Origin of the sequence: Shewanella ulleungensis (genome assembly GCF_014648315.1) — a bacterium.
GTDB classification, from domain to species: Bacteria; Pseudomonadota; Gammaproteobacteria; order Enterobacterales; family Shewanellaceae; genus Shewanella; species Shewanella ulleungensis.
Map to the genome: position 1 here is coordinate 188,434 of NZ_BMQW01000001.1, position 12,958 is coordinate 201,391.

A 12,958-nucleotide genomic window follows, 5' to 3' on the forward strand; every position below is an offset into this window, starting at 1 on the left:
AAAGTAAAGTTCTTGTATCTTGTTATAATTGAGTATCCAAGACACAAACGACTGCTTGTTATATTTATTGCAGCACGATAGCATTTAGCGATACTCTCAACAAAGCATGATTTAGTTATTTTTGTGATTGATGTGGCAATTTAGCTTGCCACTTTACGTAAACGTAAAGTAACGTATGTTGCATCGATGTTTTTGAGATTTGATAACAGGTGAGTTTTTGTTCTAACCTGTAACATAACAATAAGATAGGAAGTATTATGACTGAAGAAGTTGCAGAGCAGGTTGCACAGCCAACACCAGACCAAGAAGCACTAAGACAAGAGTGGGTACGTACTCAGTTTCAAAAAGCTAATCGCTTTTTAGCTGAAAAGGGCGTGATCCCAAGTAATGTGCTTGCCAACGAAAGTCGTTATCTTGCGCCTTATTTAGCCATTTGGAAGATGGAGTCGAAACAACCTAAAAAACAAACTTTTTGGGTGATGTCGGGTGATTTACCGTCTGATTATGTCGACGTGAAAGTTGCAGCGACTGCTCGCGATGCCATTCGTCATTTTTCAATGATGTGGCAGTTAAAAGCTGAAAACTTGCATAAATCTGGAGCGACTAAAGACGCAACGCAGATGAAATTTGCTCAGCTATTAGTCTCTCGTGCAGAAAGCTTATATAAAATGCACCAAGATGAGAAGCTGTGGGGTTAGTGTATAAAGACATAACCATCATGGTTTATGCTTCAAGACTAACAAAAAAGGCACCTAGGTGCCTTTTTTGTTAGTCTATTTGGTGTTTCATGCTTGTAGTGATTAACATTCATCTTCTGCGAGGTAATAGAAGCCTTGGTTAATCAGTTGAGTTAATGTCTCAAGCAATACAGGCTCTTGTGTTAGTTCACTGGCTTGTTCAGGCTGTATGCTGACTTGATTAGCTAATAGTTGTAATACCAACTCGGTGACTTGAGGTAATAGGAACACTTCACCGTTGATAAACAATCTTGACTCTGTGTCTTGTTCAAGACGCAATACTTTTAAACCACCAATGCGTTGGATAATGGCGCCTTGTTCAATGGCATCCAATAAATCATCTGTTGTTAATGGTTCTTCATCTTCACAGATATCCAACTCAAAACGATTTTGGCTTAGCAACTTACCTAACATAGTTTGATAGGCTTTAGGGTCTTGTGCTAATTGTACAAGTAAATTCATGATGCCTTGTTGATGAGTTTGGCTAATGATGCCTGGCGCATCTGGTTCATCAACCGAGGTAAAGCGTTTATTACCTAAATTGTTGTCGATAAGGCTGTCGGCTAATTCAGTTAATAATTCTTGTTGGCTTGGCGCTCTAAACCCAATTGAGTATGACATGGCTAAGGTTACTGTTTCGCCGCAATGCGGGTAACCTGGCGGAATATACAATACATCGCCTTTTTGTAATACCACATCGATAATAGGTTCAAAGTCGTCAACTAACGGTGAGTTAGGATTATCGCCACGGCGCTTATGCTGGCCTTTATCACCAACCTTCCAGCGACGTTCGCCATCACCTTGAATAATAAATACATCATAGTTATCGATATGTGGTCCTACGCCACCACCTGGCGTGGCAAATGACACCATTAGGTCGTCAAAACGCCAGTCGGGTAAAAAGCGAAATGCTTCGACCAGTGGCTGTGAAGCTGGATACCAATGGTTAACGGCCTGGACTAATAATTGCCAGTTATCTTCGCCAAATTGGTCGTAGTCTTCAAATGGACCTTGTACCACGTCCCAATCATCGCCTTTAGTAACAACCACGCGTGATGAAATTTCTTCTTCGCAGGCTAAGCCAGCAAGCTCGTCTGCTGCGATAGGGTCTTCAAAATCGGCAAATGCCTGTTTGATCACAAGCGGTTTCTGTTGCCAATGCTGTTTAATAAAGGCTTGGGTATCAATATTTAATGTGTACATCATTGACCTCAGGTCGTGAGAATGTTTGTCCAATAAAAAAGCGGTCACAGATGCGACCGCTAATGGTATGTATAAGCTTATAAGACTATTTTAGCTCATCAACAAAGGCTTCTGCACGGCCGATGTAGTTTGCTGGAGTCATTTTTTTCAGTTCAACTTTAACGTGTGCAGGCAATTCAAGTCCATCGATAAATGTCGCAAGTTGTGCAGCATCAATACGCTTACCACGGGTCAGTTCTTTAAGTTTTTCATATGGTTTTTCGATGCCATAACGACGCATAACGGTTTGCACTGGCTCGGCCAATACTTCCCAGTTGTTATCAAGCTCTGCAAGGAGTTGCGCTTCGTTAACTTCTAATTTGCTAATACCTTTAAGTGTTGCTTGGTAAGCAATTAATGAGTGCGCCATACCAACACCAAGGTTACGTAAAACTGTTGAGTCAGTTAAATCACGCTGCCATCTTGATACTGGTAATTTAGCGGCAAGGTGTTGCATTAATGCGTTAGCAATACCTAAGTTTCCTTCAGAGTTTTCAAAGTCGATAGGATTCACTTTGTGCGGCATGGTTGATGAACCAATTTCGCCTGCGATCGTACGCTGTTTAAAGTGTCCTAATGCAACGTAACCCCATATGTCACGATCGAAATCGATTAGGATTGTGTTGAAACGCGCAATTGCATCAAACAATTCAGCGATATAATCATGCGGTTCAATTTGCGTTGTGTAAGCGTTCCAATTAATGCCAAGGCTGGTCACAAAACGTTGTGACAGTTCATGCCAGTTCACTTCAGGGTAAGCAGAGATGTGAGCGTTGTAGTTGCCCACCGCGCCGTTAATTTTACCCATGATTTCAACAGCGTTGATTTGGTTTAATTGACGTTCAAGACGTACGGCAACGTTGGCCATTTCTTTGCCTAACGTAGACGGTGATGCAGGTTGGCCATGAGTACGTGACATTAATGGTACGCTTTTATTGTCATGTGCTAACTTTTTAATTGCATCAATAATTTGCTGGCAATGTGGTACCAATACTTGCTCACGCGCTTCTTTAAGCATTAAACCGTGTGATAAGTTGTTGATGTCTTCTGAGGTACAAGCAAAGTGCACAAATTCGTCAATCGCGACTAATTCAGCGTTGTCGGCAATTTGCTCTTTAATAAAGTATTCAACGGCTTTCACATCGTGGTTGGTGGTACTTTCAATCGCTTTAACGCGCAATGCATCTTGTTCGCTAAAGTTGTTTTTTATGCTGTCTAACAAGGCAAGAGCTGTTTCGCTAAACGGGGGAACTTCTTCAATCTCAGGGCAGCTAGATAATAGCTTTAACCAGTTAATTTCAACTTGAACACGGTACTTAGTAAGACCGAACTCGCTGAAAATCCCTCTTAATGAGGCGGTTTTACTACCATAACGACCGTCTACCGGAGAGATAGCAGTTAGTGCGGAAAGATCCATTTGAAGCTCCTTGATGAACTTTGTTGTAGGGTGATTCGATTAATTGTTATTTTGGCTTTTTCTTGCGGTATCAAATATTGCTTTACGGGCAAACACTAAATGGCGACGTTTACCGCCTAATTGGCGCCATAATACCGCACTGCGCATAGCAGCGAGTAATAAAGCTCGAATTTTATGTTGAACCAGGGGCTGCTTTAAGCAGTCTGGGTTGCCCGAAATTTGTAATTTTGGACCTAATTCACTGATTATGTCACTGTATATGCTGGCAAAGTTAGACACGACTTGCTCATCGGTAATCTCAAAATGGTTCAACTGGCGATGTATTTGATTGATACGTTCAGCAAGCATGCCTAAACCATTTGGTGAGCGCGCAAGCTTTCGTTCTAGCGCCAATATACCGACTAAGTAGCGAGTGGTTTCGACATCTTTATTACTGCCATCACCCAATTGATTTTGGATAAGTTGATAGCCTTTATTTAAGATGTCTTTGTCTTGATACACATCGGCAGTGGCTTCTGGTTCTGTCACCAAAATAGTATTGAGGGTCGCAGCTAACGCTTCTTTATCACTTTCGCCGTGACGCGCTAAGTACTGAACCTGACCAATTGCCTGTAAAATACCGGCAAAAGCCATTGTACGTTCGAACAGCAGACTGTCTGGAGTTTGACTCACGGTTTATCCTCGAACTAAGGTATCGATAATGCCGCCACCTAAACAAATATCGCCATCATAAAATACTGCGGATTGTCCAGGCGTGACAGCGGCAACAGGTGCATCGAACATTACAGTAATATTATCAGGGTCGTTGTAGACTAATGTGCAGATAACATCACGTTGACGATAACGGGTTTTTACTGTGATTTTACTATTATTAGCAGGTCCTTTGCGATCAACCCAATGTAATTGGTTTACGGTCATTCCCTGTGACATTAGGCGCGGGTGTTCTGCACCTTGTGCAACCACTAAGACATTACGCAATAAGTCTTTTTCAACTACGTACCATGGATCTTCGCTGCTGTTTTTTAGCCCACCAATGCCTAAGCCTTTTCGTTGACCAAGGGTGTGATACATCAATCCTTGGTGAGTGCCTATGACTTCGCCTTCAGCGGTTTCAATATCACCTGGTTGAGCCGGTAAATAGGTGGCTAAGAAATCAGTAAACTTGCGCTCACCAATAAAACAAATGCCGGTGCTGTCTTTTTTGTCGTGAGTGATTAAGCCCATTTTTTTTGCTATTTCGCGTACTTCGTGTTTTTCAAGCTCACCGACAGGGAACAAACTGCGCGCCACTTGCTCATGGCTTAGTGTATATAAAAAATAGCTTTGGTCTTTATTGCCATCAACACCGCGGAGCATTTCAACACTGCCATCGCTGTTGTCACGACGACGAACATAATGGCCCATGGCGATATAGTCGGCGTCTAAAATCTCGTCGGCAAATTCTAGGAATGCTTTGAATTTGATTTCTTTGTTGCACATGATATCTGGATTAGGCGTACGGCCGGCTTTGTATTCAGCTAAGAAATACTCGAACACGTTGTCCCAGTATTCGGCTGCAAAGTTGACGGTATGCATTTTAATACCAAGCTTGTCACATACCGCTTGCGCATCTTTTAAATCATCTGCTGCAGCGCAATATTCGTCGGTGTCGTCTTCTTCCCAGTTCTTCATAAATAGACCTTCAACCTCATAGCCTTGCTGCATAAGCAAATAGGCCGAAACTGAAGAGTCCACACCGCCGGACATGCCGACAATGACTTTTTTACCATTAGAAGTTGGGTTGATTGATGTCATAAATCCTAAAACCATTGAATATAGAGAGTAAGTATATGGTGACGTCATGCTGTGGTTTCAAGCCAATGAGACCAATGACTCAACCTTACTAGCCTTTAAATACAGCCATAAATTAAAATAGATAAGCTTTAACGTTTATCTTGATGTGTAAACATGACATTTGTGCGGCGCATATTCTACCATGCATTCGAGCATTGGGCTATCTTGAACCGCCGCCATTTAGGCTTAACCGACTGACTTATTGGTGTGTAAATAATCGGCATTAAGTAGCGATAATGGAAAATGATGGCTAACTCGTTTGACGTATGTTTGCGAGCTAGTGTCTCTCGTTGCAGGAGGTAACTCATCTAATAATCCCGCTTGAGCGATAAAATCATCGATGCTTTTGAGTACCAGTGGGCTTCGTAGTTGTGCCGTTAATTGAACAATTTGCGCATATGAAAGCCAATGTGTTCGAACTATTGCACTGTCTTGTGGAATTGCGTCGATGGGATTATCAAGCTCGATACAAAAAGTGTAACGAACAAAGGCAAGCTCAGGGCTGGCACTAAATTGATAAATACCGACAAGGGCTTGCGGTTCAATTGCAAGTCCAGTTTCTTCTACTATCTCTCGAGCACAGGCATCAATAAGCGACTCATTTGCTTCTAAATGACCCGCTGGTTGGTTAAATTTAACCTGTCCATCAATGTTTTCCTCTACCAGTAAAAATTGGTCTTGGCTGTAAATTATACAAGCCACAGTGGTATTAGGTTTATAACGTTGAGTCATTTATACCAATCCTTATTTTATGCGATTAGCGCCGAGCATAGTCGCTTACTGACTGATTTGTGAATATTGTCCATTCGGCAAATCATCTAGACACCATTGACCTATTTTATAACGTATTAGTCTTAACGTGGGATAACCAATATGGGCAGTCATCCGCCTGACTTGTCGATTACGGCCTTCACAAATTTGCACTTCAAGCCAGGTTGTTGGGATTGATTTGCGTTCACGCACCGGTGGGACTCGTGGCCAAATATCGGGTGAGTCCATTCTATTAACCTTTGCGGGCAGGGTCATACCATCTTTAAGTTCAACGCCATCACACAATGCTTTGATTGCTTCATCTGTTGGTTCGCCTTCCACTTGTACCCAATAGGTTTTAAAGGTTTTTTTATTTGGCTGAGTTAATTTAGCTTGAAGCTTACCATCGTTTGTGAGCAGTAATAATCCTTCACTGTCGCGATCTAGTCGTCCAGCAGCATACACATCTGGGATCGGAATAAAATCTTTGAGAGTCTGCCGGCCTGCTTCATCAGTAAATTGGCACAATACATCAAAGGGTTTATTAAATAACACGATAATAGGGTGTTTGGCCGCAGGTTTAGTATTTACTTTACGTTGTACTGTGCGATTTTTAGAGTGGGTAGTAGCCACAGAACCGTTGGTTTTTGAAGTGTTTTTTTTGAACGAGTTGAATTTACCGGCATTTGACATAAAGGTTTAAATATTATCCTTTGCTGAATACGAGAGAGCAATTACTGAGCGATTTTAAAATATTTAATCCTAGTTTACTGTGTATTCGCCATTAGTGGAATTTGAAAATTGCCCAGAATGATCTATGATGTCCGCCTAAAAATTGTGATCTGTACCTAATTTATCATTCGTGGCGGTTGTTTTTAATCAAAGCAAGCGGGGCGATGGCGTCAAAATATAATAAAAAATGGGATAGGGGATTTCACATACTTAGTGCACACAGGGTGTGTGCTGTAGTTGCAAATCAAGGTTCACTCCGGTGAGTGTTATCCACCAAAGCCCGTCAAATGCTTACACAATTTATTCTAATAAATTATTAATTTACAATAATGTAGGAAAAAAAATGAAAGATAACACTCCAACGATCATATACACAGAAACTGATGAAGCCCCAGCACTAGCTACTCTATCTTTATTACCTATAATCCGTACCTTTACTAACGCAGCAGGCGTAAAAGTAGAAACTCGTGATATTTCTTTGTCAGGTCGTGTTATTGCTAACTTCCCTGAAAATTTAACCGCGGAACAAAAAATTGCCGATGCGTTAACAGAATTAGGCGAGTTGGCTAACCAGCCAGAAGCCAACATCATTAAATTACCTAATATCAGTGCGTCAGTTCCGCAACTAAAAGCATGTATTGCTGAATTACAAGCCAAAGGTTATGACATCCCTAACTACCCGGATGAGCCAAAGACCGATGCTGAAACCGAAACTAAGTCGCGTTACGACAAAATCAAAGGCAGTGCGGTAAACCCAGTATTGCGTGAAGGTAACTCTGACCGTCGTGCACCTACTTCTGTTAAAAACTATGCAAAGAAAAACCCACATTCAATGGGCAAATGGGCAAGTGATTCAAAATCTCACGTAGCACACATGAATGAAGGCGATTTTTACGGTAGCGAGCAGTCTGTAACATTACCTGCTGCAGATAAAGTGAACATCGTTTTAACCCAGGCTGACGGTAAAGAAGTCGTACTTAAAAGTGGCCTAGCACTACTTGCTGATGAAGTGATTGACTCAGCAGTTATGAGCAAAAAAGCATTAGTTGATTTTTATGCTCGTGAGATCGAAGCGGCTAAGTCTGAAGATGTTTTATTATCACTTCACTTAAAAGCGACCATGATGAAAGTGTCTGACCCAATATTCTTTGGTCATGCGGTTAAAGTGTTCTTTAAAGATGTATTTGCTAAGCACGGTGCATTATTTGCCGAGTTAGGTGTTGACGTAAACAACGGTTTTGGTGATGTGTATGCCAAAATTAAGTCACTTCCAGATGCCAAACGTAATGAAATTGAAGCCGATATCGCTGCGGTATATGCTGCACGCCCTGCATTAGCTATGGTTGATTCAGACAAAGGTATTACTAACTTACACGTACCGAGTGACATCATCATTGATGCTTCTATGCCTGCTGCTATTCGTTCATCTGGTAAAATGTGGGGACCAGATGGTCAACTACAAGATACTAAAGCGATGATCCCTGATCGTTGTTATGCTGGCGTGTATCAAGAAACTATCGCATTTTGTAAAAAGCATGGTGCATTTGACCCAACTACAATGGGCAGCGTACCAAACGTGGGCCTTATGGCTCAAAAAGCTGAAGAATACGGTAGCCACGATAAAACATTTGAGATCGGCGCCGCTGGTACTGTGAATGTGATTAACCAAGCAGGCGATGTGCTAATGAGCCACAGCGTTGAAGCTGGCGATATCTACCGTATGTGCCAAGTTAAAGACGCACCTATCCTTGATTGGGTTAAGCTAGCGGTTAGACGTTCACGTTTAAGCAATACGCCAGCTATTTTCTGGTTAGACAGCGCTCGTGCCCACGATGCAGAATTAATCAAAAAAGTGACTAAGTATTTAGCAGAAGAAGATACTTCAGGCTTAGATATTCAAATCATGTCACCTGTTGATGCAACACGCGTAACCTTAGAGCGTATCATTAAAGGCGAAGATACTATTTCTGTTACTGGTAACGTTTTACGTGATTACTTAACCGACTTGTTCCCAATTCTTGAATTAGGCACAAGTGCTAAAATGCTATCAATCGTACCGTTAATGAATGGCGGTGGATTATTTGAGACTGGCGCGGGTGGTAGTGCACCTAAGCACGTTCAACAGGTAGAGAAAGAAGGTCACTTACGTTGGGACTCTCTTGGTGAGTTTTTAGCGCTTGCTGCATCTTTAGAGCATTTAAGCCAAACGGCTAACAATCCTAAAGCACAAGTACTAGCTGACACGTTAGATGTCGCAATTGGCCAGTTCTTAGACAGCAACAAATCGCCATCACGTCGCGTTGGTGAATTAGATAACCGTGGTAGTCACTTCTACTTAGGTCTTTACTGGGCAAATGCATTAGTTAACCAAACTGTAGATACTCAATTGGCTGAGCATTTTGCGCCTCTTGCACAATCGTTAGCAACTAATGAAGCGGTTATCTTAGCTGAGTTAAATGGTTCACAAGGCCCTGCAGTTGATTTAGGCGGTTATTACCGTTTAGATGCTGTTAAAGCTGAAAAAGCGATGCGTCCAAGTGCAACATTAAACCAATTTATTATTGGTTAATTTGCCTGTAAATGGGTCATTACGATCATGTAATGGCTCATAAATAGCGTTGTGAAGTATGTTTATCAGGTTATTTGACACAATAAAAAAGACAGGGATTAAAATCCCTGTCTTTTTGTTTTATAGTCTCACCTACTATTTTGTAGGAGAGATGGCTGAAGCATGCATTCCTTTGGGACCTTCTTCAACTTCGAAGCAAACAGGTTGACCTGCTTTTAAGGTACGATAACCTTCCATTTCGATTGTTGAATAATGCGCAAATACATCTTCGCCACCCTGATCAGGGCAAATAAACCCGAATCCTTTGGCGTTGTTGAACCACTTTACAGTTCCGTTTGCCATACTTCCACTTCCTTCTGTTGTCTACTTACCAGTAAGATAGTAAAACTTATTATCCAGCGGTCTAGTATTCGCCGCCTAACAAACAGAATGAAATTTGTACGAAAAGATGTCAAGCGGAAATTAACAAAAAGACAACATTTAATTAATTTAATAATATCAAGTGGTCGGGAACCAAACGAGAGGCTAGTATTAAACAATGGCAAAATTAGGCAGTGTAGAACATATTGAAGAAAAGGTTGAATCTGAGCTACAACCACCCCATATGTATAAAGTGGTGCTAAACAATGATGATTACACCCCGATGGATTTTGTAGTTGAAGTGTTACAACGCTTCTTTGAGAAAAACGAGCAGCAAGCTGTTGATATCATGTTGGCGATACATCACCAGGGCAAAGGATTGTGTGGTGTTTTCCCTTTTGGGATAGCCGAAACAAAAGTTTTTCAAGTAAATCAGTTTGCAAGAGAAAACCAACATCCGTTACTGTGTACATTAGAGAAAGCATAAAATCGTTTTCTTACAGTCTGTGGTTAAATTTAGGGGGTGCTTATGCTGAACAAAGATCTGGAAGTCACCTTGAACCTAGCGTTTCAGCAAGCTAGAGATTCACGTCATGAATACATGACGGTAGAACATTTATTATTAGCGCTTATTGATAATCCTGCGGCATACGAGGCACTTATTGCTTGTGGTGCGGATGTCAATCGTCTCCGTGAAGAAGTGGCTAATTTCATTCAACAAACCACACCCATTATTGCCGAATCTTCTGAAGAGCGTGAAACCCAGCCAACATTAGGATTTCAACGCGTACTTCAACGTGCGGTATTTCATGTGCAATCTTCTGGTCGCAATGAGGTCACGGGGGCTAATGTCCTTGTGGCCATATTCAGTGAGCAAGAGTCCCAAGCGGTATATCTGTTGCGCCGCAGTGAAATTACTCGTCTTGATGTGGTTAATTTCATTTCACACGATATGAGTAAAGATGAAGATGCTGGCGAGTCGCCAGATCAAGAGCGCATTGATGATCAATCTGAAAGTAGTGAAGAGCGAAGTATGTTGGCGCAATTTGCTTCTAACCTCAATCAACTTGCCAAAGAAGGTTCGATTGACCCTTTGATTGGGCGCGATGCTGAAATCGAACGTGCGATTCAAACTCTCTGTCGTCGTCGTAAAAACAATCCGTTGTTAGTCGGTGAAGCCGGTGTGGGTAAAACCGCTATTGCTGAAGGTTTAGCGTACAGAATTGTCACTGAACAAGTACCAGATGTAATGGCTAATGCAACTGTTTATTCATTAGATTTAGGTTCATTGTTAGCGGGTACTAAATACCGCGGTGATTTTGAAAAACGTTTTAAGAGTTTATTAAAAGAATTGTCTGCCGATGAGCATGCGATTTTATTTATTGATGAAATCCACACGATTATTGGTGCAGGAGCCGCGTCTGGTGGCGTAATGGACGCTTCTAATTTACTTAAACCATTGTTGTCTAGCGGCAAGTTACGTTGCATGGGGTCAACTACATTCCAAGAGTATCAAAGCATTTTTGAGAAAGACCGAGCTTTAGCACGTCGTTTCCAAAAAATTGATATTAACGAGCCTTCAGTAGCTGAAACCACTAAAATTTTGATGGGTTTAAAATCGAAATATGAAGAATATCATGGCGTGCGTTATACCCAAGCAGCAATTAGCAGCGCAGCCAGCTTGTCTGCTAAGCACATCAACGACCGTCACTTACCTGACAAAGCCATTGACGTGATTGACGAAGCGGGCGCTCGTATGGTGATGATGCCGCAAAGTAAACGTAAAAAAACCATTGGTCAGGCTGAGATTGAAGCGATCATTGCTAAATTAGCACGTATTCCTGAGAAGTCGGTATCGTCTACTGACAAGGATATGTTACGTAACCTTGAACGTAACCTTAAGATGGTAGTATTTGGTCAGGATAAGGCGATAGAGAGCCTTAGCGCAGCTATTCGCTTATCTCGTAGTGGTCTAGGTTCTGAAAAAAGGCCTGTTGGTAGCTTTATGTTTGCTGGCCCCACTGGTGTGGGTAAAACAGAAGTGACCAATCAATTAGCTACGTGTTTAAACCTCAAACTCATTCGTTTTGATATGTCTGAGTACATGGAGCGCCATACGGTTTCTCGTTTAATTGGTGCGCCTCCAGGTTATGTAGGTTATGACCAAGGTGGATTGTTAACTGACGCTGTGATTAAAAACCCGCATTGTGTTGTATTACTTGATGAAATTGAAAAAGCGCATCCTGATGTGTTTAATTTACTATTACAAGTGATGGATCACGGTACATTGACTGACAACAATGGTCGCAAAGCTGATTTTAGAAATGTCACCTTAGTTATGACCACCAATGCGGGCGTTCAAGAAACGATCCGTAAGTCGATTGGTTTTAGACAACAAGATCATACTCAAGATGCATTAGCTGAAATCAATAAAATGTTTTCACCAGAGTTCCGCAATCGTTTAGATTCGATTGTGTGGTTTAACCATTTAGACATGACAGTGATAGCGAAAGTGGTTGATAAGTTCTTAGTTGAACTGCAAGCACAGCTTGATGATAAACGTGTAACGTTAGATGTTACTGACGAAGCTCGTACCTTGTTAGCTGAAAAGGGTTATGACAAGTCAATGGGCGCACGTCCTATGTCGCGCGTTGTTACCGAGCTTATTAAGCGTCCACTTGCCGATGAAATATTATTCGGTGTACTTGAACGTGGTGGCATTGCTCACATTGATGTGAAAGATGGTGAGATTAACATTGATTGTGAGGCCACTGAAAAAGTGTCTTAGTTTTCAGTCGCTCTGTGCAAATAGACAATAAAAAGATGACCGATTGGTCATCTTTTTTTATTCACGTGCATTTTGTCCGCGATGTATACCGACGGTAATGATACCCATCACATTAATTATGTAATCCATAAAGAGCGTTAAGCGTTTCTTTTCGCGGCATGAGATCCTGTTGGATGTTTGCTGCTTGACTAGATAATGAATACGATTGGTAGCATATACTTAGACTCAACAACAAAAAAACCGACTTACAGTCGGCTTTTACAATGTTGAGGCTAGCGATTAACGTGCGCGGAAGACGATACGACCTTTTGATAAGTCATAAGGAGTCAGCTGAACCGTGACTTTGTCACCCGTTAAAATACGGATGTAGTTTTTGCGCATTTTGCCAGAGATGTGGGCTATCACCACATGTCCATTTTCCAGCTCTACGCGGAACATTGTGTTTGGCAAGGTCTCAAGGATAGTGCCCTGCATTTCAATGTTGTCTTCTTTCGCCATTAATAAGTTATCCCATTAGCCTTCAAATTTGA

12 protein-coding genes are annotated in these 12,958 nt (G+C 41.6%); 4 read left to right on the top strand and 8 right to left on the bottom strand.

Translation table 11 applies throughout. The features are described from left to right. The first annotated feature begins 257 nt into the window (after window positions 1-257). Window positions 258-698, top strand: a complete 441-nt coding sequence (locus IEY40_RS00845; RefSeq protein ID WP_188952452.1) for a DUF4826 family protein — start codon at window positions 258-260, stop codon at window positions 696-698. 102 nt (window positions 699-800) lie between these two features. Here IEY40_RS00845 and IEY40_RS00850 read toward each other — a convergent pair whose 3' ends face one another. The 6 genes from IEY40_RS00850 to IEY40_RS00875 all read right to left on the bottom strand — a co-directional run bounded on the left by IEY40_RS00850 (window position 801) and on the right by IEY40_RS00875 (window position 6,672). Further along, window positions 801-1,940 carry a ribosomal protein uL16 3-hydroxylase gene (locus IEY40_RS00850; RefSeq protein WP_188953433.1) on the bottom strand — a complete coding sequence of 380 codons (1,140 nt, stop codon included), beginning with the start codon at window positions 1,938-1,940 and terminating at the stop codon, window positions 801-803. 85 nt (window positions 1,941-2,025) lie between these two features. Further along, window positions 2,026-3,396 (bottom strand): adenylosuccinate lyase, encoded by a 1,371-nt coding sequence (purB, locus tag IEY40_RS00855; RefSeq protein WP_188952454.1) that lies wholly within the window; start codon window positions 3,394-3,396, stop codon window positions 2,026-2,028. 39 nt (window positions 3,397-3,435) lie between these two features. Next, window positions 3,436-4,068, bottom strand: a complete 633-nt coding sequence (gene hflD / locus IEY40_RS00860) for a high frequency lysogenization protein HflD (protein WP_268244189.1) — start codon at window positions 4,066-4,068, stop codon at window positions 3,436-3,438. A gap of 3 nt (window positions 4,069-4,071) precedes the next feature. Beyond that, complete coding sequence (gene mnmA, locus IEY40_RS00865; protein WP_188952456.1) at window positions 4,072-5,190, bottom strand: tRNA 2-thiouridine(34) synthase MnmA; 1,119 nt, start codon at window positions 5,188-5,190, stop codon at window positions 4,072-4,074. Between the two features lie 225 nt (window positions 5,191-5,415). Beyond that, window positions 5,416-5,961, bottom strand: a complete 546-nt coding sequence (locus IEY40_RS00870; RefSeq protein WP_188952458.1) for an NUDIX hydrolase — start codon at window positions 5,959-5,961, stop codon at window positions 5,416-5,418. A 45-nt stretch (window positions 5,962-6,006) separates the two neighbouring features. Continuing rightward, window positions 6,007-6,672, bottom strand: a complete 666-nt coding sequence (locus IEY40_RS00875) for an rRNA large subunit pseudouridine synthase E (RefSeq protein ID WP_188952460.1) — start codon at window positions 6,670-6,672, stop codon at window positions 6,007-6,009. Between the two features lie 382 nt (window positions 6,673-7,054). Between IEY40_RS00875 and IEY40_RS00880 the strand changes: the two genes are divergently transcribed. Next, window positions 7,055-9,280, top strand: coding sequence for an NADP-dependent isocitrate dehydrogenase (locus IEY40_RS00880; RefSeq protein ID WP_188952462.1), 2,226 nt, complete (start codon window positions 7,055-7,057; stop codon window positions 9,278-9,280). A gap of 135 nt (window positions 9,281-9,415) precedes the next feature. Here the strand turns inward: IEY40_RS00880 and cspD are convergent, their stop codons facing one another. Continuing rightward, window positions 9,416-9,622, bottom strand: a complete 207-nt coding sequence (gene cspD, locus IEY40_RS00885; RefSeq protein ID WP_160052900.1) for a cold shock domain-containing protein CspD — start codon at window positions 9,620-9,622, stop codon at window positions 9,416-9,418. Between the two features lie 196 nt (window positions 9,623-9,818). On the opposite strand from cspD, the gene clpS reads away from it, so the two are divergent. Both clpS and clpA read left to right on the top strand, forming a co-directional pair. Beyond that, window positions 9,819-10,127 carry an ATP-dependent Clp protease adapter ClpS gene (gene clpS / locus IEY40_RS00890; RefSeq protein WP_188952464.1) on the top strand — a complete coding sequence of 103 codons (309 nt, stop codon included), beginning with the start codon at window positions 9,819-9,821 and terminating at the stop codon, window positions 10,125-10,127. Window positions 10,128-10,169: 42 nt separating this feature from the next. Then, on the top strand, window positions 10,170-12,428 hold the full coding sequence (gene clpA / locus IEY40_RS00895; RefSeq protein WP_188952466.1) for an ATP-dependent Clp protease ATP-binding subunit ClpA: 2,259 nt from the start codon (window positions 10,170-10,172) through the stop codon (window positions 12,426-12,428). Between the two features lie 279 nt (window positions 12,429-12,707). Here clpA and infA read toward each other — a convergent pair whose 3' ends face one another. Next, the gene (gene infA / locus IEY40_RS00900; RefSeq protein ID WP_011496276.1) at window positions 12,708-12,926 is read right to left on the bottom strand and encodes a translation initiation factor IF-1; all 219 of its coding nucleotides are present in this window, start codon (window positions 12,924-12,926) and stop codon (window positions 12,708-12,710) included. Window positions 12,927-12,958 lie beyond the last annotated feature (32 nt).

What these genes read in the sequence shown, in the direction of transcription:
- IEY40_RS00845 (WP_188952452.1), top strand. Translation starts at nt 258, where the DNA reads ATGACTGAAGAAGTTGCAGAGCAGGTTGCACAGCCAACACCAGACCAA.
- IEY40_RS00850 (WP_188953433.1), bottom strand. Translation starts at nt 1,940, where the DNA reads ATGTACACATTAAATATTGATACCCAAGCCTTTATTAAACAGCATTGG.
- purB (WP_188952454.1), bottom strand. Translation starts at nt 3,396, where the DNA reads ATGGATCTTTCCGCACTAACTGCTATCTCTCCGGTAGACGGTCGTTAT.
- mnmA (WP_188952456.1), bottom strand. Translation starts at nt 5,190, where the DNA reads ATGACATCAATCAACCCAACTTCTAATGGTAAAAAAGTCATTGTCGGC.
- IEY40_RS00870 (WP_188952458.1), bottom strand. Translation starts at nt 5,961, where the DNA reads ATGACTCAACGTTATAAACCTAATACCACTGTGGCTTGTATAATTTAC.
- IEY40_RS00875 (WP_188952460.1), bottom strand. Translation starts at nt 6,672, where the DNA reads ATGTCAAATGCCGGTAAATTCAACTCGTTCAAAAAAAACACTTCAAAA.
- IEY40_RS00880 (WP_188952462.1), top strand. Translation starts at nt 7,055, where the DNA reads ATGAAAGATAACACTCCAACGATCATATACACAGAAACTGATGAAGCC.
- cspD (WP_160052900.1), bottom strand. Translation starts at nt 9,622, where the DNA reads ATGGCAAACGGAACTGTAAAGTGGTTCAACAACGCCAAAGGATTCGGG.
- clpS (WP_188952464.1), top strand. Translation starts at nt 9,819, where the DNA reads ATGGCAAAATTAGGCAGTGTAGAACATATTGAAGAAAAGGTTGAATCT.
- clpA (WP_188952466.1), top strand. Translation starts at nt 10,170, where the DNA reads ATGCTGAACAAAGATCTGGAAGTCACCTTGAACCTAGCGTTTCAGCAA.
- infA (WP_011496276.1), bottom strand. Translation starts at nt 12,926, where the DNA reads ATGGCGAAAGAAGACAACATTGAAATGCAGGGCACTATCCTTGAGACC.